This is a genomic window from Marinactinospora rubrisoli, from assembly GCF_042664915.1.
Taxonomy (GTDB): Bacteria; Actinomycetota; Actinomycetes; order Streptosporangiales; family Streptosporangiaceae; genus Marinitenerispora; species Marinitenerispora rubrisoli.
Map to the genome: position 1 here is coordinate 454,011 of NZ_JBHTBH010000002.1, position 20,583 is coordinate 474,593.

General features: G+C 73.9%; 17 protein-coding genes and 1 pseudogene. 13 read left to right on the forward strand and 5 right to left on the reverse strand.

Going from position 1 to position 20,583, the window contains the following annotated elements:
- Window positions 1–10: 10 nt before the first annotated feature.
- Window positions 11–296 (reverse strand): annotated as a pseudogene (locus ACFQRF_RS06110) (IS110 family transposase); the annotation flags it as partial.
- A 332-nt stretch (window positions 297–628) separates the two neighbouring features.
- Here ACFQRF_RS06110 and glgX point away from each other — a divergent pair.
- From glgX to pssA, 6 genes are all read left to right on the forward strand, one after another.
- Window positions 629–2,740: a glycogen debranching protein GlgX gene (glgX, locus tag ACFQRF_RS06115; protein ID WP_379869547.1), complete on the forward strand. Its 2,112-nt coding sequence runs from the start codon at window positions 629–631 to the stop codon at window positions 2,738–2,740.
- 82 nt (window positions 2,741–2,822) lie between these two features.
- Window positions 2,823–3,638: a dihydrofolate reductase family protein gene (locus ACFQRF_RS06120; protein WP_379869548.1), complete on the forward strand. Its 816-nt coding sequence runs from the start codon at window positions 2,823–2,825 to the stop codon at window positions 3,636–3,638.
- A 261-nt stretch (window positions 3,639–3,899) separates the two neighbouring features.
- On the forward strand, window positions 3,900–4,658 hold the full coding sequence (locus ACFQRF_RS06125) for a GntR family transcriptional regulator (protein WP_379869550.1): 759 nt from the start codon (window positions 3,900–3,902) through the stop codon (window positions 4,656–4,658).
- A gap of 172 nt (window positions 4,659–4,830) precedes the next feature.
- Window positions 4,831–5,253: a peptide-methionine (R)-S-oxide reductase MsrB gene (gene msrB / locus ACFQRF_RS06130; RefSeq protein WP_379869551.1), complete on the forward strand. Its 423-nt coding sequence runs from the start codon at window positions 4,831–4,833 to the stop codon at window positions 5,251–5,253.
- 72 nt (window positions 5,254–5,325) lie between these two features.
- Window positions 5,326–5,985: a phosphatidylserine decarboxylase gene (locus ACFQRF_RS06135; protein WP_379869553.1), complete on the forward strand. Its 660-nt coding sequence runs from the start codon at window positions 5,326–5,328 to the stop codon at window positions 5,983–5,985.
- On the forward strand, window positions 5,972–6,796 hold the full coding sequence (gene pssA, locus ACFQRF_RS06140; RefSeq protein WP_379869554.1) for a CDP-diacylglycerol--serine O-phosphatidyltransferase: 825 nt from the start codon (window positions 5,972–5,974) through the stop codon (window positions 6,794–6,796). The genes ACFQRF_RS06135 and pssA overlap by 14 nt, the downstream gene beginning before the upstream one ends.
- 106 nt (window positions 6,797–6,902) lie before the next feature.
- Here the strand turns inward: pssA and ACFQRF_RS06145 are convergent, their stop codons facing one another.
- The 3 genes from ACFQRF_RS06145 to hemG form a co-directional block, all read right to left on the reverse strand.
- The gene (locus ACFQRF_RS06145) at window positions 6,903–7,640 is read right to left on the reverse strand and encodes a DedA family protein (RefSeq protein WP_379869555.1); all 738 of its coding nucleotides are present in this window, start codon (window positions 7,638–7,640) and stop codon (window positions 6,903–6,905) included.
- 362 nt (window positions 7,641–8,002) lie between these two features.
- Window positions 8,003–8,644 carry a hydrogen peroxide-dependent heme synthase gene (hemQ, locus tag ACFQRF_RS06150; protein ID WP_379869777.1) on the reverse strand — a complete coding sequence of 214 codons (642 nt, stop codon included), beginning with the start codon at window positions 8,642–8,644 and terminating at the stop codon, window positions 8,003–8,005.
- 146 nt (window positions 8,645–8,790) lie between these two features.
- Window positions 8,791–10,215, reverse strand: a complete 1,425-nt coding sequence (gene hemG, locus ACFQRF_RS06155) for a protoporphyrinogen oxidase (RefSeq protein WP_379869556.1) — start codon at window positions 10,213–10,215, stop codon at window positions 8,791–8,793.
- A gap of 116 nt (window positions 10,216–10,331) precedes the next feature.
- On the opposite strand from hemG, the gene ACFQRF_RS06160 reads away from it, so the two are divergent.
- Entirely contained in the window at window positions 10,332–11,330 is a 999-nt protein-coding gene (locus tag ACFQRF_RS06160; RefSeq protein ID WP_379869558.1) for a DUF4349 domain-containing protein, read from the forward strand.
- A 75-nt stretch (window positions 11,331–11,405) separates the two neighbouring features.
- Here the strand turns inward: ACFQRF_RS06160 and hemE are convergent, their stop codons facing one another.
- Window positions 11,406–12,380 carry a uroporphyrinogen decarboxylase gene (gene hemE / locus ACFQRF_RS06165; RefSeq protein WP_379869779.1) on the reverse strand — a complete coding sequence of 325 codons (975 nt, stop codon included), beginning with the start codon at window positions 12,378–12,380 and terminating at the stop codon, window positions 11,406–11,408.
- 291 nt (window positions 12,381–12,671) lie between these two features.
- Between hemE and ACFQRF_RS06170 the strand changes: the two genes are divergently transcribed.
- From ACFQRF_RS06170 to ACFQRF_RS06195, 6 genes are all read left to right on the forward strand, one after another.
- Complete coding sequence (locus ACFQRF_RS06170) at window positions 12,672–13,253, forward strand: DUF3000 domain-containing protein (protein WP_379869559.1); 582 nt, start codon at window positions 12,672–12,674, stop codon at window positions 13,251–13,253.
- 84 nt (window positions 13,254–13,337) lie between these two features.
- Window positions 13,338–14,606, forward strand: a complete 1,269-nt coding sequence (locus ACFQRF_RS06175) for an HRDC domain-containing protein (protein WP_379869560.1) — start codon at window positions 13,338–13,340, stop codon at window positions 14,604–14,606.
- 679 nt (window positions 14,607–15,285) lie between these two features.
- Window positions 15,286–16,185, forward strand: coding sequence for a tetratricopeptide repeat protein (locus ACFQRF_RS06180; RefSeq protein WP_379869562.1), 900 nt, complete (start codon window positions 15,286–15,288; stop codon window positions 16,183–16,185).
- Between the two features lie 234 nt (window positions 16,186–16,419).
- A complete protein-coding gene (locus tag ACFQRF_RS06185) occupies window positions 16,420–17,016 on the forward strand; it encodes a tetratricopeptide repeat protein (protein ID WP_379869563.1) in 597 nt (198 codons plus the stop codon).
- Window positions 17,017–17,179: 163 nt separating this feature from the next.
- Window positions 17,180–18,382, forward strand: a complete 1,203-nt coding sequence (locus ACFQRF_RS06190; protein WP_379869564.1) for a thiolase family protein — start codon at window positions 17,180–17,182, stop codon at window positions 18,380–18,382.
- Window positions 18,379–20,472, forward strand: a complete 2,094-nt coding sequence (locus ACFQRF_RS06195; RefSeq protein ID WP_379869565.1) for a 3-hydroxyacyl-CoA dehydrogenase NAD-binding domain-containing protein — start codon at window positions 18,379–18,381, stop codon at window positions 20,470–20,472. The genes ACFQRF_RS06190 and ACFQRF_RS06195 overlap by 4 nt, the downstream gene beginning before the upstream one ends.
- The last annotated feature ends 111 nt before the right edge of the window (window positions 20,473–20,583 follow it).

Below are 20,583 nucleotides of genomic sequence, written 5' to 3' on the forward strand. Positions count from 1 at the left end.
CGGGAGTTCGCCGCACCGGATAGCAGGTGCCGCCGCGCCGTATCGCGAACAGCGCGCTGACCCGGTGGCGGGCCAGGTGGAGAAGGGCCTGCGTGTGGGTCTTCCCGCAGGCCCGGCCCCGTGCATCGCAGGCGCGGCAGGCGGGATGGTGCGGGGCGGCGAACGCCGACCGGAACATCGCCCGGTCAAGTCGCCGTTCGCCGCCTCGTGGTGCGTGTTCGCCGTGGGTCCAGGCCCCGCGGAGATTTCGTGGCCGGGGCGAGACCGGCGCGGGAAGCCGGGTGGGCGGCGGTGGGACAGCCGGAAGCGGCGCGTCACCGGCCGTCCGGGGTCCGGGGCGGCAGAAAGCCTCGGGCGTGCCCGGCCTGCTCCGTCGCCGCGCGGGCGCGGGGCGACACGCATCGACGCCACCGACTCGGCACCGATCGCCCCCGGTCGAACGGCATTCCGGACACGCCCCGTCCCGGGCGCGGCTCCGGCGCCCGGCCCTGGCGGGGGTGGCCGCCCGGCCACGATCCGGTGTCGTCTCGTTCGGCGAGGAATACTCTGCGGGGCGGGACGGAAGAACCAGGGGCAGGATGCCGGGCGCCGGTACGGCGCACGAGCGCGGCGGAGGGGGAACGCGCACATGGTGGACGTCTGGCCCGGTGCCGCGTACCCGCTCGGCGCGACCTTTGACGGGTCGGGCACGAACTTCTCGCTGTTCTCGGAGGCCGCCGAGCGGGTGGAGCTGTGCCTGTTCGACGACGCCGGTATCGAGCGGCGCCTCACGCTCGCCGAGAACGACGGCTTCGTGCACCACGGCTACCTGCCGGGAGTGGGCCCCGGTCAGCGGTACGGCTTCCGGGTGCACGGGCCGCACGACCCGGCGAACGGGCTGCGGTGCAACCCGGCCAAGCTGCTCGTCGACCCCTACGCCAAGGCGGTCGACGGCGGCGTCGCCTGGCACGAGTCGGTGTTCGACTACCACTTCGACGACCCGGCGCGGCGCAACGACGGCGACAGCGCGCCGCACGTGCCCAAGTGCGTGGTGGTGAGCCCGTTCTTCGACTGGGGCAACGAGAGCCGCCCGAACACCCCCTACCACGAGACGGTGATCTACGAGACGCACGTGCGCGGGCTGACGATCCGGCACCCGGACGTCCCGGAGGCCGAGCGGGGCAGCTACGCCGCCCTCGCCCACCCCGCGGTGCTCGACCACCTGTCCTCGCTCGGCGTCACCGCGGTGGAGCTGATGCCGGTGCACCACCACGTGGCCGAGCACTCGCTGGTCGCGCGCGGCCTGACGAACTACTGGGGGTACAACACGCTGGCGTTCCTCGCCCCGCACAGCGGCTACGCCGCGGCCGGCTCCCGGGGCGAGCAGGTGCAGGAGTTCAAGTCGATGGTGAAGTCGCTGCACGAGGCCGGCATCGAGGTGATCCTGGACGTGGTGTACAACCACACGGCCGAGGGCGACCACATGGGGCCGACGCTGTCCATGCGCGGCATCGACAACCTGAGCTACTACCGGGTGCGCGACGACGACCGGCGCTACTACCTCGACTACACCGGGTGCGGCAACAGCCTCAACGTCCGGCACCCGCACGCTCTGCAGCTCATCATGGACTCGCTGCGCTACTGGGTGCTGGAGATGCACGTCGACGGCTTCCGGTTCGACCTCGCCGCCGCGCTGGCGCGGGAGTTCCACGACGTGGACCGGCTCAGCACCTTCTTCGACATCGTCCAGCAGGACCCGGTGATCTCCCAGGTCAAGCTGATCGCCGAGCCGTGGGACGTCGGCCCGGGCGGTTACCAGGTCGGTAACTTCCCGCCGCTGTGGACGGAGTGGAACGGCAAGTACCGCGACACGGTGCGCGACTTCTGGCGCGGCCGGCCGGTCGTGCCGGAACTGGCGTCCCGGCTCGCCGGTTCCAGCGACCTGTACCAGGACGACGGCCGCCGCCCGTACGCCTCGGTCAACTTCGTCACCTGCCACGACGGGTTCACCCTCGCCGACCTCGTCGCCTACGAGCGCAAGCACAACGCGGCCAACGGTGAGGAGAACCGGGACGGCACCGACGACAACCGGTCGTGGAACTGCGGGGTCGAGGGGCCGACCGATGACCCCGGCGTCCTCGCGCTGCGCCGCCGCCAGGTCCGTAACCTGCTCGGCACGCTCTTCTGCTCCCAGGGCGTCGTGATGCTGTCGCACGGCGACGAGATCGGCCGCACCCAGCGGGGCAACAACAACGCCTACTGCCAGGACAACGAGGTCGCGTGGGTGGACTGGAGCCGCCTGGGCGAGGAACAGGAGTCGCTGGAGTTCCTCCGCGCCCTGGCCCGGCTGCGGCGGGAGCACCCGGTGTTCCGCCGTCGCCGGTTCTTCCAGGGCGGCTCCCGGCGCGACGGCGAGCTGCCGGACATCGCCTGGCTGCGCACGGACGGCACGCCGCTGTCCGACGGCGACTGGCAGCACGCCGGCCTGCGGCTGGGGGTGTTCCTCAACGGCGACGCCATCACGGAGCCGGACCCGCGCGGCCGGCCGGTCCAGGACGACTCCTTTCTGCTGCTGCTCAACGCCGCCGCGGATCCGGCCGACTTCACGCTCCCGGGCGCCTGCTACGGCGGCGCGTGGCGGCCCGTGCTGGACACTGCGGAGCCGGACGTCACCGGCCGGGCGCCGGTCCCGGCCGGTGGCACCGTGCCGGTCATCGGGCACGCGCTGACACTGCTGTGCCGTGTGGAGCCGGCCCCCTAGCCGGGGCGGTTCGCGCACGGGCGGGCCGCCACGCGCGCCCGGGTCGCGGGCGGCGGCCCGGCAGGCCGTACCCTCGGTGATCATGAGTCCCGCACACACCGTCCCGATCTTCCGCCGCCTGCTGCCCGCCGCCGCAGACGCCGTGGACGGCGGTGACGCCGTCGACCTCGCCGCCGCCTACGCCTACCCCGCCGACCTGGATCGCCCGTGGGTGCGGGCCAACATGGTGGCGAGCGCCGACGGTGGGGCGTGGGGGCCGTCCGGGCGGACGCGTGAGCTGTCCTCGCCGGCCGACCGCGCCGTGATGGGGGTCCTGCGCGGCCTGGCCGACGTCGTGCTCGCCGGTGCCGGGACCGCGCGCATCGAGGGGTACCGGCCGATCCGGCCGCGCCCGGCGTGGCGGGAGCTGCGCGCCGGCCGTCCGGCGGCGCCACCGGTGGCCGTGGTGACCCGGACCCTCGACCTGCAGCCGGGCCTGCTGGCCGAGGCGCCCGGCGGTTCCCGGACGATCGTGCTCACCACGGAGTCGGCGCCGGCGCACCGCCGGGCGGCGGCGGCCGAACACGCCGAGGTGGTCGTGGTGGGCCGGGAGGCCGTGCGGGCCGAGGCGGCGCTGGCCGCGCTGGCCGAGCGCGGGCTGTACCGGGTGCTCACCGAGGGCGGCCCGCACCTGCTGGCGGAGCTGGCCGCGGCGGGCCGCACCGACGAGCTGTGCCTGACCCTCAGCCCGCGGCTGCTCGGCCCGGCCAGCGGGCGGATCGTCGCGGGCGGTGTGCCGTCCCACCCCCAGGACCTGCGGCTGGGCCACGTTCTGGAATCGGACGGCTCACTTTTCCTCCGTTATGTGCGCGAGCCGGAACCGGAGGCGACGGCGACCGGATCAGGCCACCGGAGGTGACTCGGCGCTGACCTCCGGGTATCGGACCGACGGACGCGCCGCCGCGCTGCGCACCTGATTCGGAGCCACCTGGGGTACGCATAACTCTCCCTACAACCGGACATACCCCGTGTGTCAATCGAACGATGGCGCGCGGCGCACGGGGGTACAACCGTCGAGACCGCCCCTCGTCCCCCGGGGCGGACCGTGATCGCGGACGCGTGGCTCCGCGGAACGGCGTGGGCGACGCGGCCACGCAGTCCGGGCGAGAGGATGAACCCAGTGCCGACGTCCGAAAACAGCTCCCCGCCGGTCTACCGAGAAATCGCCGACGCGCTGCGCTCGGCGATCGCCACCGGAGAGCTCTCCGACGGCGACCGGGTGCCCGGTGAGAACGACCTCATGAAGCGGTACGGAGTCGCCCGCGCCACGGCCCGCCAGGCCCTCGCGGTACTGATCAACGAGGGGATCGCGGTGCCGATCCGCGGATCGGGCGTCTACGTGCGGACGTTCCGGCCGGTGCGGCGGCACGGGGCGCGGCGGCTCTCCCGGGACCGGTGGGGCAGTGGACGTGCCATCTGGCAGACCGACGCCGGGGACCGGCCGTTCGAGACCGATGGCGTGGAGGTGGGCGAGGTGCCGGCGCCGGACTTCGTGGCGCGCGCTCTCGGTGTCGGTACGGGCGCGCCCGTGGTGCGGCGCCGGCGGCGCTACCGGCTGGACGGCCGGCCCATCCAGCTCGCCGTGTCCTACCTTCCGGCGGACCTCGTGGCGGGCAGCCGCATCGCCGAGCGGGACACCGGCCCGGGCGGCGTGTACGCCCGGCTCGCGGAACTGGGGCACGCCCCCGCGCGGTTCACCGAGGAGATCCGGGTACGGATGCCCGCCCCTGAGGAGATGGACCGGCTGGAGCTGCGCCCGGGGACGCCGGTCCTGGACGTGATGCGGACCGCGATCACCGACCAGGACCGCGCCGTGGAGCTGAACGAGATGACCCTGGACGGTTCCGCCTACGTCCTGCAGTACGACTTCGACGCCTGAGCGTTCGCGAGCCGGTGCCCGTTGCGTCTAGCATTGCCCCCCATACACCGTGTCATGTCCCGTTCTCCGCGAATCTCCACGCTGCCGGCGTACCGGATCGCCGGACCTGTCCGACGTGATGGGCAGAGCGGGCTTCCGGCGTTCGGTCCCGGATCGAGGTAGCGTCACTGGTATGGACGATGCGAGGTCGCCGGTCGAGAAGACCGAGCGGGAATGGCGGGCGGAGCTCAGCCCGGAGGAGTTCGCGGTGCTGCGTCAGGCGGCGACCGAGCGGCCGTGGAGCGGCGAGTACGTCTCCACCACGACCGTCGGCGTCTACCACTGCCGGGCGTGCGACGCGGAACTGTTCCGCTCCACCGAGAAGTTCGAGTCGCACTGCGGCTGGCCGAGTTTCTATGATCCGGCCGACAGCTCCGCGGTAACCCTGCACGAGGACCGGTCGCTTGGCATGATTCGTACCGAAGTGCGATGTGCCCGCTGCGACTCCCACCTCGGCCACGTGTTCCGTGGCGAGGGGTATCCGACGCCGACGGACGAGCGCTACTGCATCAATTCCGTGGCTCTCCGGCTGGAAGCCGACGACTCGGTGGCATAACATCCTGCTTCAATCACCCCCTGGCCTGATTTCCGGCCTCCCGCCATTCGGCTTTTTCGACGAAAGCTCCCAATGACCGACGACTATCAATCTGTCGCCCCTTTTGCCACGTTTTCGCTGCCACGCATGGCGAGGGGGTCGGCCCCCTGGCTGCTGCCGGCCTGCGCGGTCGCCACGGGCGCCGTACTCGCCGGCCGCCGCTCCCGCACCGCCCGGGCGCTCGCCGTTCCCGCGGTCGGGCTGGCGACCGGCATGGCGTGGTTCTTCCGGGACCCCGACCGCGGTCCCTCGAGCGGGCGGATGCTGTGCGCCGCCGACGGCGTCGTGCAGACCGTCGACACCACGGCGGACGGACGCACCCGCGTCGCCGTGTTCATGAACCCGCTCAACGTGCACGTCAACCGTGCGCCGGTCGCCGGTGTGGTGACCGGGGTTGAGCACCGCCCTGGGGGCTTTCGACCGGCATTCGACAAGGACAGCGAGCACAATGAGCGGGTCATCTGGACCTTCGAGACCGAAATCGGCGAGGTCACGGTCATTCAGATCGCGGGTGCGATGGTCCGGCGGATCGTCCCGTACTTCACGGTCGGGCAGAAGGTGGAGCAGGGCGAGAGGATCGGCCTCATCCGATTCGGCTCCCGCGTCGACGTCTACCTACCTGCCGGAATCGCCCCGGGCGTCGAGGTGGGCCAGAAGGTCAGGGCGGGAGAGACGCGCCTTGACCGCGATTAGGGAGGCGCTTCCGCAGGCCCCCCGCCCGCAGACCGCTCCTCCCGTGCGGCTGGCGCTCGCCGACTACCTCACCCTGGGCAACGCGCTGTGCGGGTTCATGGCGGTCTGGCAGCTCGCCTCGGCCCAGGTCGGCCAGTTGGCGGCCGGTGTGCCCGGCCCCCTGGAGCGGCACGACGTGACGGCTGCGGTCACGCTGCTGCTGATCGCCGCGGTCTGCGACCTGTTCGACGGCCGGGTGGCCCGCAAGCTCGGGGGCAGCGACATGGGCGCCGAGCTGGACAACCTCGCCGACGTGATCAGCTTCGGGTTCGCCCCGGCCTTCTTCGTCGTGGTCTGGGGCAGCACCACCGACGCCGGCCTGCTGCCGATCGGCGCGGCGGCCGCCGTGCTGCTCGCGGTGGTCGTCCGGCTGGCCCGGTTCTCCTGCCAGGCGCCCGGCTCGCGGTACTTCACCGGCCTGCCGAGCCCGCTCGGCGCCGTGGCGGTCATCACCGTCGTCCTGCTGGACCCGCCGGGCTACCTGGGCACCGCCGCCGTCCTGCTGGTGGCCTGGCTGATGGTGAGCCGGGTGGAGTACCCCAAGCCGCAGGGGCGGGTGGCCTACGGGCTGCTCGCGGCGATCCTGGCCGGCGTGGGCTGCCTGAGCGCGTGGGCGGTCGACGCCCCGGCCGGGACGGCGCTGCTGTACTCCGGCTGCGCGCTGCTCCTGCTGGTGGTCCTCACCGTCCCGTTCTACGTGCTGCTGACCCGGCGTGCCGTCCCCCAGGACGACGCGCCGGCCGTGGCGGTGCCGCCCACGCGGGAGGGCTGAGCGCTCGGCGAACCGGCCGCACACGCACAATGAAAAAAAGGGGGCGCGCCCGTCCGGGCGCGCCCCCCTTCGTGCACGGACCGCCGCGGCGGCTCCGCGTCCGGCGTCAGTCCAGCGGCCCCCGGCTCTCGCCCGCGGTCGGCACCGGAGCCGCCGGGCCCTGCCCACCGTCGCGGCGGCGGCGCAGCAACTTGCGCACCCGCACGGCGACGAACCAGAGGAACAGCAGGGCGATGATCACCAGCACCACGTTGCTGATGACGCCGCTCCACTCCTCCAGCACCGGCTTGATCGCGGGGCCGAAGGCGAAGCCCAGGCCGATCCACAGGCTGTTCCAGATGGCGCTGCCGACGAAGGTGTAGACCGAGAACTTCCACAGCGGCATCCGCTCGATACCGGCGGGCACCGAGATGAAGCTGCGCACCAGCGGGACGCACCGGCCGACGAGGACGGCGATGCCGCCCCACCGCTGGAAGAACCGCTCGGCCTTGTAGAAGTCCTCAACCTCCATCAGCGGCATCTTCTCCACGAGCCACCGGGTGCGCTCGCGGCCGAGCAGCGCGCCGATGGCGTAGAAGCCCCACGCCCCGACCAGCGCGCCGAGCGTCGCCGCCAGGATGGCCAGCCACACGTTCATCCGGCCCTCAAAGGCGAGGAAACCGGCGCCGGGCAGCACCGCCTCGCTCGGCATCGGCGGGAAGAACGTCTCGATGAGCAGCGCCAGACCGACGCCGACCTCACCGAGCGTCGTCATGAGGCTGAGCACCCAGCCGATGAAGCCCTCGTATCCGGCGGAGGGGTCGACGCTCTCGGGGGTCGTGGCGGCGAGCGCCGGCCAGTTCACAGGTCCCATTGTCCTCATTGATCTCTCGGGGGACGGTCGCGATCCTCCAGCACGGGATCGCGGGTAACAGCGGGTGTCCGGCCGCCGGAACTGCCCGGGGGCGTCGCCTGCGGCGGATGCGGAGCGCGGCGCCGAGGGGACCGGGACCGCCGCGCGCCACGGAAACGTGGCCGGAGTCCCCGCCGTCCGACAAGTGCGGGCCGCCGACACAATGGCGACCCCGGCATCGCCGCGACCGCGCTGCCGAGGCCGGGCAACGGCCGGAGCCGCCTTCGTGAGCCGGATTCAGTTATACCGTGAATACCGTCGGCTTCGGGGCGGGACCCGCCGATCCGTTGGGATTTGCGCCCCTGTTCGGTGCGTTACGGAAGCGCCTCGACCAACTCAACGGGGCTCTTGCGGCGGCCGGTGTAGAAGGGCACCTCCAGCCGGGTGTGCCGGCGCGCCTCGGCGCCGCGCAGGTGGCGCATGAGGTCGACGATACGGTGCAGCTCGTCGGCCTCGAACGCGAGCAGCCACTCGTAGTCGCTGAGCGCGAACGAGGAGACCGTGTTGGCGCGCACGTCCGGGAACGGCGCCGCCATCCGGCCGTGCTCGGCCAGCATGGCACGCCGCTCGTCGTCGGGGAGCAGGTACCACTCGTAGGAGCGCACGAACGGGTACACGCAGAGGTGGTCGCGCGGCTCCTCCCCCGCCAGGAAGGCCGGCACGTGGCCACGGTTGAACTCGGCCGGCCGGTGCAGGCCCACGGCCGACCAGACCGGCGTGCCGGCCCGCCCGAGCTGGGTGCGCCGGAACGCGGCGTACATCTCCTGCAGCGCCTCGGAGCTATCGGCGATCCACCAGAACATCACGTCGGCGTCGGCGCGGAAGCCCTGGACGTCGTAGCAGCCGCGGGTGGTCACGCCCTTCTCCGCGGCACCGTCGAGCAGCCGCGCAAGCTCGTCGCCGGCGGCCACCCGGTCCACCGCGGTGAGGTCACCGACCCGGAAGACCGCCCACATCGTGTAGCGGATCAGCTTGTTGAGCTCCTCGGCGGCCGTGGCCGCGGAGGTGTCGTGCCCGGTGGTCACGTCGGACTCCTTTGTCGGTCGGTCGGGTGTGCAACGGTGTGCGGCGAAAGACGCCCGCGGTCCGGCGCCGGTCGCGGTCAGTCGGCCGTGAGCCGCGCGGCGGCCTCCGTGCCGCTGGCGACGCAGGCGGGGATGCCGACCCCGTCGTAGGCGGCGCCGCACAGCGCGAGACCGGGCAGTCCGGCCAGGGCGTCGCGGGCGCGGGCCACGCGGGCCGCATGGCCCACAGCATATTGCGGCAGGCCGCGCTCCCACCGGGTGATCCGCTGGTCGACCGGCGGCTCGCCGGTGCCGCAGATGACGGCGAGATCGGCGGCGGCGAGACCGGCGAGTTCGGCATCGGAGCGGCGCAGCACCGCCTGCCCGCCGGTGTCGTCGCCGAACCGGCCGATCGAGCAGCGCACGACCAGCAGGTCCTCATCGGGCCGCGCGGCGCGCAGCGCGTCGGCCAGCCAGGGCCACTTGACGCTGCTGAAGGTGGCGGCCTTGATCGTACGGCCCTCTCCTGCCGGGACGAGGAAGCCGCTCTCGGCCGGCGGCATGGGGAAGGCCGCGGTCCGGTACACCAGCGTCACGATGGCGAGGCCGGCGTAGTCGATACCGGCGAGCTCACCCGCCGCCTCCGGGGCACTGGCGCGCAGCAGCCGCGCGGCTGCGGGGGCGGGGCAGGCGAGCACCACGGCGTCGGCGGTCAGCCGCTCGGGGGAGCTCTCGGGGCCGACGGCGAGCCGCCAGCCGTCCCCGTCGCGGTGCAGCTCGCGGACCGGGGCGGAGGTACGGATCTCGGCGCCGCCGCGCTTGGCGAGGGCGTCGATGAGCTGGACGAGGCCGCCGCGCAGGCCGGCGAAGACGGGTCCGGGCGGGCCGGAGTCGGCCGGTGCCTGCCGGGCGCGAACGGTGCGCACCGCTGCCGCGAGCGAACGTTCGGTGCGGGCGAGCGGCGCGAGCTGCGGCAGCGTCTCGTCCAGTGAGAGCCGGTCGGCGCGGCCGGCGTAGACCCCACCGAGCATCGGCTCGACCAGGCGGTCGACCACCTCCTCCCCCATCCGGAGGCCCACGTAGGTGGCCACCGGAACGTCGGCGCGCACCGGCGTGCGCTGCCAGACCAGGTCCCGGGCGGCGCGCACGAGCCCGGCGGGGGACAGCACCCCGCTGCGGGCCAGCGCGGCGAGGTCGCCGGGGACGCCCATGACGTGGCCGTCGGGGAGGGGGCGCAGCGCGCCACGGCTGTAGACGCGTGGTGCGGCGCCGCTGGGGTGCACGATCTGGTCGGCGAGTCCGAGTTCTCGCATCAGCTCGACCGCCTCGGGACGGCGGGCGAGCACGGACTCGGCTCCGGAGTCCACCGGGACGCCGGCCACGGCGGAGGCGTCCAGCTTGCCGCCGAGCCGGGGGGCGCCCTCCAGCACGGTGACCGGGTGCCCGGCCCGCGACAGGCGGTAGGCGGCCGTGAGCCCGGCCACTCCGCCGCCGACCACTGCGACGTGCGGTTTCGTCTGCATGTCCCCAGCTTCCCAGATGTCCACGCGGGGGCCGCTCCGGCCCCGTGATCGCGAACCGTGACGGCCTCGTGATGGGCCGGCCGCAACGCGGGTCCGCCGGGCGGCGTCGGAGAGGCATGCATCCTTCACGCACGGCCCGGGGCCTGGCGGCTCCGGTGGTCGCATCATTGCTGGCCGGCACGCTGCTGGCGGGCTGCTCGGGAGGCCTCCTGGCGGACCGGGCGTCGCTGCCGGAGAGCGTACCGGCGCCGGCGGAGCAGTCCGCCGCCCGGGACGGGGCCGCGGCGGGCGGTGTCGGCACCGACGTCGATGTGAGCGAACGCACCGTGGCGCACACCGCGGACGTGGGCGTGCGCGTGCCGGACGTGGACGCGGCCGCGGACGAGGCGCGGGCGTGGGTCGCCGCGGCGGACGGGTACGTGGCCTCGGAGTCGCTCGGCGGTGACGGCGGGCCGGAGACCGCCACGTTGTCGCTGCGGGTACCGGTGGACCGCTACGAGGAGGCGCTGGAGATCTTCGGCGGACTCGGCGAGCGGCTCCGGCTGTCCCGCAGCGCCGACGACATGACCGAGGAGGTCGCCGACGTCGAGAGCCGGGTCGCCTCGGCCGAGGCGAGCCTGGAGCGGCTGCGCGCGCTGCTGGAGGACGCCCGCAGCGTCGAGGAGGTCCTGGCGGTGGAGACCGAGATCAGCGGCCGCCAGGCGGACCTGGAGGCGCTCCAGGCCCGGCGGCAGGCGCTGGCGGGTCAGACGGCCTACGGCACCGTGAACCTGGAGCTGGTGCCGCCGCGCACGGCCGCCGGCCGGGACGGCTCGGGGGGCTTCGTCGACGGGGTGCTGGCCGGATGGGCGGCCCTCCTGGCGGTGCTGCGGGGCGGCGCGACCGCGGCCGGCTGGCTGCTGCCGTTCGTCGCCGCCGCGGCGGTGCCGGGGGTCCCCGCCTGGTGGCTGTGGCGCCGCCGCAGGGCCCGTGCGGGCGGAGCCGCCGAGGCGCCGCGAGCCGCGGAGGCCGGGCCCGGCGGCGGGCAGGACGCGGCGGGAGCCGCGGAGGCTGGCGCTCCCCCGCAGGGTCCGGACGCCACGGAGACGGCCACCGCGGACCGGCCGCCGTCCTGACCGCGGAACCGGAGCACCCCCGGGCGGCCCCGGAACGGATTCTCCGGTCCCGCCACGGGGGCGCTCCCCCTCCAGTCAGCCGGTGCGGGCGCTCTGCTCGTGCACGAAGTCGGTCAGCCGGGCCAGCACGTCGGGGTCGGTCGTGGGCAGCACCCCGTGCCCGAGGTTGAACACGTGCCCCTCGGCCGCGCGGCCCCGGGCCAGCACGTCGCGGGTGCGGTCGGCCACCACGTTCCACGGCGCGAACAGGGCCGCGGGGTCGAGGTTGCCCTGCAGTGCCCGGCCGGGCCCCACCCGCCGGGCCGCCTCGTCCAGCGGTACCCGCCAGTCGACGCCGACCACGTCCGCGCCCGCCTCGCCGAGCAGGCCGAGCAGCTCGCCGGTGCCCACGCCGAAGTGGATGCGCGGCACGCCGAGCTCGCCGAGCCGCTCGAAGATCCACGACGTGTACGGCAGCACGCTGGCGCGGTAGTCCTCGGCGCTGAGCGCCCCCACCCAGGAGTCGAAGAGCTGCACGGCGCTGGCGCCCGCGGCGATCTGGACTCGCAGGAACTCCAGCGTCACCGCCGACAGGCGGCGCATGAGCGCGTCCCACAGGTCCGGCGCGCCGTACATCATGGCCTTGGTGTTCTCGTGGTTCTTGGACGGCCCGCCCTCGATCAGGTAGGAGGCGAGGGTGAAGGGGGCGCCCGCGAACCCGATGAGCGGGCGCTCGCCCAGCTCGCCGACCAGTTCACCGACCGCCTCGGTCACGAACGCGACGTCATCTGGCTCCAGGTCGCGGATCCGCCGCACGCCCTCGGCGTCGCGGATCGGGTCGGCGACCACCGGGCCGACGCCGGACTTGATGTCGAGGTCCAGGCCGATCGCCTTGAGGGGCACCACGATGTCGCTGAAGTAGATCGCGGCGTCCACCCCGTACCGGCGCACCGGTTGCAGGGTGATCTCGACGATCATGTCGGGACGCGCGCAGGCGTCCAGCATGGGAACGCCGGCGCGCACCCGGCGGTACTCGGGCAGCGAGCGGCCCGCCTGACGCATGAACCACACCGGCGTGTGCGGCACCGGAAGGCGGCGGCAGGCGCGTAGAAATGGAGAGTCGTGCAACGTCACACCCTCGATCGTGCCATGCGCCGCGGGCTCGTCCGGCCCGCCCTCGACTCCGGCGGCGGTAACGGCTCCATGACGTCACACATCCCAAGATCATCACAAAACACCGACACGCCGGAAAAGCTCCGCAGGGTCGGCCGTGACTCGTGCCACCGTCGAGGGGCGCCCGCCGGTTCTCCGCGACCGGCGGCGCGAAGTGGCGATTCCAAGATTAAGGCTGACGTTTCCATCATGCCCCCTGTCGGAAGGGTCGATGACGCGCCTCCCGCGTTCCAGCGAGCGGTCGAGAGCCTGCGCAGAACGGCCGTACGGCCCGAGGTGAAGGTCGAGGACATCCCGGCCCCGCAGCGGCTCGCCCCGCACGCCGTCGCGATGTCGGCGACCGTCCACGTGGAGGACGACGACGTCGCCTTCGGCCGGCTGATCGTGCTGTACGACCCGGAGGGCACCCGCGAGTGGCCGGGGCCGTTCCGGGTGGTCGCCTATGTCGGTGCGGAGCTGGAGCCGGAGATCTCGGTGGACCCGCTGCTGGGGCAGGTCGCGTGGAGCTGGCTGACGGAGGCGCTCGCCGGCCACGACGCGGGCCACCACGCCCTGAGCGGCACCGTGACCAGGGCCACCACCGAGGGCTTCGGGACCAAGTCGGACCAGCCGACCTCCACCGAGCTGGAGCTGCGCGCCTCGTGGTCTCCCGCGGGCGAGGACCTGTCCGGGCACATGGCGGCGTGGCTGGAGCTGCTGGCGTCGGCCGCCGGGCTCCCGCCGGTGGACGTCACCGACATCTCGCAGCGCCGGCCGCGCCCGGAGAGCTGACGGCTCGGCGGCGGCGCGCCGCGCGAGCCGTCCGGGAGGGTGCCGGGGCGTCGTCCCGTGGCCGGGAGCGCATACCGTAGTGCTGTGGCGAACGTGCTGAACTCGAAGACAGGTGATCCGGAACCCGAATCCCAGGACGGGCGCGACGCCGAGCCGGCGCCTCTCCTACGGGAGCCACGCGAGGGCCTGCCACCGGTCGTCGGCGACGCCGCGCATCTCGCCCGCGTCACCGCGGCGTTCGCCGCCGGGACCGGCCCGGTCGCGGTGGACGCCGAGCGCGCTTCGGGTTACCGCTACGGGCAGCGCGCCTACCTCGTCCAGTTGCGGCGGGCCGGTGCGGGCTCGGCGCTGATCGACCCGATCGCCTGTCCCGACCTGGCCGAGCTGAACACCGCCCTGGCCGGCACCGAGATGGTGCTGCACGCGGCGCACCAGGACCTGCCGTGCCTGACCGAGGTGAACCTGCGCCCCACCCGGCTGTTCGACACCGAGCTGGCTGGCCGGCTGCTCGGCTACCAGCGGGTCGGGCTGGGCTCCATGGTGGAGAGCGTGCTGGGGCTGCGGCTCGCCAAGGAGCACTCCGCGGTGGACTGGTCGGTGCGGCCGCTGCCCGAGGACTGGCTGCGTTACGCCGCCCTGGACGTGGAGATCCTGGTGGAGCTGCGCGACGCTCTGGAGGCCCAGCTCGCGACCGCCGGGAAGCTCGGCTGGGCTCGCGAGGAGTTCGCCGCGGTGCTGTCCACCCCGCCCAAGGAGCCGCGGCCGGATCCGTGGCGGCGCACCTCGGGCATCCACCGGGTGCGCAACCAGCGCGCGCTGGGCGTGGTCCGGGAGCTGTGGCTGGAGCGGGACCGTGTCGCCCGCGAACGCGACCTCTCCCCCGGCCGGGTGCTGGCCGACGCCGCCATCATCGAGGCGGCCCTGGCCATGCCGCGCACCGCGGCGGATCTGACCGCGATCAAGCCGTTCTCGGTCCGGCTGGCCCGCCGGTACGTGTCCACCTGGCTGAAGGCGGTGAACCGGGTCCGCGACCTGGATCCGGCCGAACTGCCGCAGCCGAGCGCCCCCGGCGACGGCCCGCCGCCCACCAACCGCTGGGCGGACCGCGACCCGGCGGCGGCCCACCGGCTGGAGGCCACCCGGGCCGCGGTGAGCGCCATCGCCGAGCGCGTCACGATGCCCACCGAGAACCTGTTGCAGCCGGACGCGGTGCGCCGGCTGGCCTGGACGCCGCCGGCCGAGCCCACCGAGGCGGCGGTGGCCGACCGCCTGCGCGGGCACAACGCCCGCGAGTGGCAGATCGGCCTCACCTCCGGTGCCCTGGCCGAGGCGCTGCGGCGGACGATGGAGTAGCCGGGAAGGTCGTCCGGCGGGAGCGAGGGGCCTCCGGCGGCGGCGGGACGCGGACGTCCGCCGCACGCCGGGGGCCGTCGCGTTTCGTTCTGCTGCGGGGCCGGTCTCCTTCCGGAATCCGGCCGCGCAGTCGTCGCGCGCCACCGGCCTGATCGAGGACGAGCCCGGACACGACGCCGTCGACGTCATCGCCGTCCACCGCGCTGCCGAGATCACGGTCGGCGACCGCACTTTCGCCACGGCCGGGAACCGCGCGCCGGACCGCAACCCCGCGACACGCCTCCCTGCGTCGCCGGACCGCCGGTGGCGGTCTCCGGCGGCGTGGTCCCGCCCTCGTGCCCCGCACCATCGGCGGACTTCTCACCTTCGGCCGCCGGAAGGGGCCGCAGCGACGCTGCGGGCGCATGCCCGTCGCCGGTGCTTCGGGCGGCCGCTGGGCGACGCTGTGACCTGCGCGGTCGCGGGAGCGGGGCGCCGGGCGTGAGCGGCATAAGCACATCCGGAACCCGGGGTACCGGCCCGCCGTAAAAAAGTGAGCGAACTCACCGAGGGTGAAGAGCGAGTAATCGCTTCCAGCACCGCCGAACGCCGACTAATTTACGGAATCGTGTTGTTGTTGATGCGGAACAGCAAGGTGCGGTGGCGAGGTGCGCTCGTGCGCGTCGGGACGGTGAGTGCTGTGTCGCTGTGGCGTTCGCTGCGTCGCCTGGGCGGTGTCGGTGGTCCGCGGACCTCCGGTCCGCACCCGCCGCATCCTCCGGCGGCGGCGCCCGCCGTCGACTCCGGCGCCGGCGAGACCCCGGCGCAGCGCGCGGCGTGGCTGGAGCGGACCCTGCGCGAGTACGTGGAGACCCTCGGGGCCGACCACCCGCGCAGCATCGCCGCACGCAACAACCTGGCCAGCAAGTACGCCCAGATCGGCCGCCGCGAGGCCGCCGTGGAGCAGTTCGAGCGCGCGCTCGCGGACGCGGTCGCGGCGCTGGGCGAGGAGCACTCGCAGACCGACGTCATCCGCGAGAACCTGGCGCTGTGCTATGAGGACGCCCGCAGGTTCGACGAGGCCGGCGCCCAGTGGGAGGTGCTGCTGCAGCAGCGCCAGCACCGGCTGGGGGCCACGGCCGCCGAGACCGTCACGGCGCGCTCGCGGCTGGCGCACGCGTACCGCAGGACCGGGCGCCCCGACGCCGCGGTCGCCCACTACGAACGCGCGATCGAGGACTCCACCGGCGCGCCCGCCGAAGAGCTGGAGAACCTGCGCATCGGGCTCGGCCGCGCCTACCGGTCCGCGGGCCGCCTCGACGACACGGTGCAGCAGTTGCGCATGGTGCTGGCGCAGCGCCGCCGCCGGCTCGGTGCCCGGCACCACGACTCCCTGGTCGTGCACCACCGGCTCGCCCGCGCCTACCGGGAGGCCGGCCGCTTCGCGGAGGGGATCGAGGAACTGGAGGCGGCCTACCGGCACTGCCTGGCGGCCGCCGGCGACCCGGAGGTGCGGATGCTGGCGATGCGGGTCCGCCGGGACCTGGCCGGCGCCTACCGCGCCGCCGGGCGCCCGCGCGACGCCGCCGCGCTGTACTGACCCGCCCGAGCCCGATGCCGCGCGGTGCCCGGGTGGGCATGCCCGTCCGGGCGGACCGGAACGCGTCCGGGCCGGACGGCGGGCACGTCCGCGCGCGGGCGCCGCGGGTTCGCCTTGGCCGCCACCGCCAGCACAGCCTCACCAAATTGCCCGTTTTGCGACTAAGAGGGTTATCCGCGCGATCCATGTGGAATGTTACGCATCGGTTATTCAGCCAACGCGGGACGGAGCACCGTGGAGCGGGTCAGACTGGTCCGGTCAGCCGGGCAGATCGTGGTGGCCGCCGTCCTGGCGGGCGCGCTGTGGTCGGAGGGGCATCCGGTGGCCGCGCTCGCGCTATTCCTGCTGTTCGCCGCGGGCTTCCCGGCCGCGTCCTGGTGGCTGTTCGAGCGGCCCCGGCGTGAGACCGGGTCCTCCGCGCTGCGGCGCCGGCTCGACGCGGACGCGTGCACGCTGGCGTACCACGCCGCACTGCTCGGCCCGGCGCACCCCGCCACCCTGGCCAGCCACGACGACCTGGCCCGGGACCACCTGCTCGCCGGCCGGCCGGAGCGGGCCATCGCGCATTACCAGGTGGCGCTGACCTACGCCATCCACGCCACCGGTGCCGACCATTCCGAGGCGCTGCGCATCCGGCGCGGGCTGGCCGACGCGCACCGCGCCGCCGGCGACCTGCCGGAGGCGATCGCCCATCTGCGCCGCGCCTGCGCCGACGCCGCGCGCCGCTACGGACCGGAGCACCGCACCACGTCGTGCTGCCGGGCGCATCTGGCCGAGATGCGCGCCACCGCGACCGGCGTCCCCGTGCGCACCGGCGGCCACCTCCGTTAACCCGCGCGGCCGCTCCCCGATCCGCTCCCCTGCCCACCCCGGTGACGGTCCCGGGTCCGGACGTGCCGCCGATGTCGCTCGCCCCATTGGTTACTCGCGAGTAGCATGAGGGGAGGATGACCACCGTCACACCCACTGTCCGCTTGAGTGAAGGAGGGCGATCGTGCCGCGAACTGCCCGAGACGTCGTTTTTGTCGACGGGGTGCGCACCCCGTTCGGCAAGGCCGGCAAGGGCCTGTACGCCGAGACGCGCGCCGACGACCTCGTCGTCCGCGTCATCCGCGAACTGCTGCGCCGCAACCCCGGACTGCCGCCGGAGCGGGTCGACGAGGTCGCCATCGCGGCGACCACCCAGATCGGCGACCAGGGCCTGACGATCGGCCGGAGCGCCGCCCTGCTGGCCGGGCTGCCGCGCAGTGTCCCGGGCTTCGCCATCGACCGGATGTGCGCCGGCGCGATGACCGCGGTGACCACCACGTCGGCCGGCATCTCCTTCGGCGCCTATGACGTCGTCATCGCCGGCGGCGTCGAGCACATGGGCCGGCATCCGATGGGCGAGGGCGTGGACCCCAACCCCCGCTTCCTGTCGGAGAAGCTCGTCGACCCCTCCGCGCTCGTCATGGGCAGCACCGCGGAGAACCTGCACGACCGGTTCCCCGGCATCACCCGGGAGCGCGCCGACGCCTACGCGGTGCGCAGCCAGGAGAAGGTCGCCAAGGCCTACGCCGACGGCAAGCTGCAGCCCGACCTGGTGGAGGTCCTCGTCCGCTCGGCCGAACTCGGCTACGGGCTGGCCACCGCCGACGAACCGCCCCGCCCCGGCACCACCATGGCGGGCCTGGCCGGCCTGAAGACGCCGTTCCGCCCGCACGGCAACGTGACCGCGGGCAACTCCGCCGGCCTGAACGACGGCGCCACCGGCGCCCTCCTCGCCGCGGAGGAGGTGGCCGGCGAGCTGGGGCTGACCGCCCGGATGCGGCTGGTGGACTTCTCCTTCGCCGGTGTGGAGCCGGAGGTCATGGGGGTCGGCCCGGTGCCCGCCACCGAGCGGCTGCTCGACCGCCAGAACCTGACGATGGCCGACATCGGGCTGATCGAGATCAACGAGGCGTTCGCCGTGCAGGTGCTGGCGTTCCTGGAGCACTTCGGGCTCGCCGACGACGATCCGCGCGTCAACCCGTGGGGCGGCGCGATCGCCCTCGGCCACCCGCTCGCCTCCTCGGGCGTGCGCCTCATGATGCAGCTCGCCCGGCTGTTCGCCGAGCGCCCGGACGTCCGCTACGGGCTCACCACGATGTGCGTGGGCATGGGCATGGGCGGCACGGTCCTGTGGGAGAACACGAACTGGGAGGGGAACGCCAAGTGAGCAGCCCGATCGACCAGGCCCGCGCGCTGTTCGGCGACGAGGTCGTCACCAGGGCACTCGCCCGGGACGTCGAACTGCCCTACGGCGCGGGCACCGCGGTCCTCATCACCCTGGACAACGGACACGACCACACCCGGCCCAACACGTTCGGGCCGGGCGGGCTGCTCAGCCTGCAGGCGGCCATCGACGCCGCCGCAGCGCGCAGCGACATCGCGGCCGTCGCCGTCACCGGAAAACCGTTCATCTTCGCGGTCGGCGCCGACCTGAACGGGGTCCCCCGGATCGAGAACCGCGACCAGGCCCACGCCATCGCCAAGCTCGGTCACGACGTACTGCGGCGGCTCGGCGAGCTCGACGTGCCGACCTTCGCGTTCGTCAACGGCGCCGCCATGGGCGGCGGTGTCGAGGTGGCGCTGCACTGCACCTACCGCACGGTCTCCTCCGGCGTCCCCGCGTTCGCGCTGCCCGAGACGTTCCTCGGCCTGGTCCCCGGCTGGGGCGGCACCTACCTGCTCCCGAACCTGATCGGCGCCGAGCGGGCCCTCAAGCTGATCATCGACAACCCGCTCGCCCAGAACCGGACGATCAAGGGCCCCGAGGTCTTCGAACTTGGCATCGCCGACGCCATGTTCGAGCCGGCCGACTTCGTCGAGGAGTCGCTGCGCTGGGCGGCGCGGGTCATCAAGGGCGACGTCACCGTGCAGCGCCCCGAGGTGGACCGCGGCGAGGCGTGGGACCGGGCCGTCGCCGGTGCCCGGTTCGCGGTCGAGGGGAGGCTGCACGGCGCGGCTCCGGCGCCGGTGCGGGCGCTGGACCTGGTCGCCGCGGCCAAGGAGCGCACCCGCGACGAGGCGTTCGCCGCCGAGGACGAGGCACTGGCGGACCTGCTCCGCAGCGACGAGCTGCGGGCCGGTCTGTACGCCTTCGACCTCAACCAGAAGCGCGCCCGCCGCCCCGCCGGCGCCCCGGACAAGGCGCTGGCCCGCCCGGTCACCAAGGTGGGCGTCGTCGGCGCCGGGCTGATGGCCGGCCAGCTCGCGCTGCTGTTCGCACGGCGGCTGGAGGTCCCGGTCGTGCTCACCGACCTCGACCAGGAGCGGCTGGACCGCGGGGTCGGATACGTACACGGCGAGATCGACCGGCTGCTGGCCAAGGGGCGGATCTCGCCCGACAAGGCCGCCCGGCTGAAGGGCCTGGTCACCGGTTCGCTGTCCTACGACGCCTTCGCCGATGCCGACTTCGTCATCGAGGCGGTCTTCGAGGAGATGGCGGTCAAGAAGCAGGTGTTCGCCCAGGTCGAGGCGGCGGTCTCCGACGAGGCGGTCCTGGCCACCAACACCTCCTCCCTCTCCATCACCGAGATGGCCGCCGGGCTGCGCCGCCCGGAGCGGGTCGTGGGCTTCCACTTCTTCAACCCGGTCGCGGTGCTCCCGCTGCTGGAGATCATCCGCGGCGAGCGGACCGACGACGCCACCCTCGCCACGGCCTTCGCCACCGCCAAGGGGCTGAAGAAGAGCGCGGTGCTGGTCAAGGACGCGCCCGCGTTCGTGGTGAACCGGCTGCTCACCCTGTTCATGGGCGAGGTGCTGGCCGCCGTGGAGGAGGGCACCGACCTGGAGACCGCGGACCGCGCGGTGGCGCCGCTCGGGCTGCCGATGTCGCCGCTGCTGCTGCTCCAGCTGGTCGGGCCGGCCGTGGCGCTGCACGTGGCGGAGACGCTCGCCGCCGCGTTCCCGGACCGGTTCCGGGTGTCCGCGCAGCACCGCGCGCTGGTCGAGGCCGGAAAGACGGCGATCTACGGCCCGGACTTCCAGATCGACCCGGAGGTGCGGGCGCTGTTCACCGGCGGCGACCGGCCGTCCGCCGAGCCGGAGATCCTTAACCGGGCACTGGAAGCGCTGGCCCGGGAGATCCGGATCATGCTCGACGAGGGAGTCGTGGCCGAGCCCGCCGACATCGACCTGTGCCTGATCGCCGGGGCCGGGTGGCCGTTCCACCTCGGTGGGATCACCCCGTACCTGGACCGCACCGGCATCGCCGAGAAGGTGAACGGCGCCAGGTTCCACCCTGACGGCCTGAAGGCCGGCTAGCCGCCGGTCAACGGAGACGAGCGCGGGCCCGGCCACCACGGAGGTGGCCGGGCCCGTTGCGGTGCGCGGGCGGTGCCGGGCCGGACTCGTGAGCGGAAGCGCCGCCGCGGA

What these genes read in the sequence shown, in the direction of transcription:
- glgX (WP_379869547.1), top strand. Translation starts at nt 629, where the DNA reads ATGGTGGACGTCTGGCCCGGTGCCGCGTACCCGCTCGGCGCGACCTTT.
- ACFQRF_RS06120 (WP_379869548.1), top strand. Translation starts at nt 2,823, where the DNA reads ATGAGTCCCGCACACACCGTCCCGATCTTCCGCCGCCTGCTGCCCGCC.
- msrB (WP_379869551.1), top strand. Translation starts at nt 4,831, where the DNA reads ATGGACGATGCGAGGTCGCCGGTCGAGAAGACCGAGCGGGAATGGCGG.
- ACFQRF_RS06135 (WP_379869553.1), top strand. Translation starts at nt 5,326, where the DNA reads ATGACCGACGACTATCAATCTGTCGCCCCTTTTGCCACGTTTTCGCTG.
- hemQ (WP_379869777.1), bottom strand. Translation starts at nt 8,644, where the DNA reads ATGTGGGCGGTCTTCCGGGTCGGTGACCTCACCGCGGTGGACCGGGTG.
- hemG (WP_379869556.1), bottom strand. Translation starts at nt 10,215, where the DNA reads ATGCAGACGAAACCGCACGTCGCAGTGGTCGGCGGCGGAGTGGCCGGG.
- ACFQRF_RS06160 (WP_379869558.1), top strand. Translation starts at nt 10,332, where the DNA reads ATGCATCCTTCACGCACGGCCCGGGGCCTGGCGGCTCCGGTGGTCGCA.
- ACFQRF_RS06170 (WP_379869559.1), top strand. Translation starts at nt 12,672, where the DNA reads ATGCCCCCTGTCGGAAGGGTCGATGACGCGCCTCCCGCGTTCCAGCGA.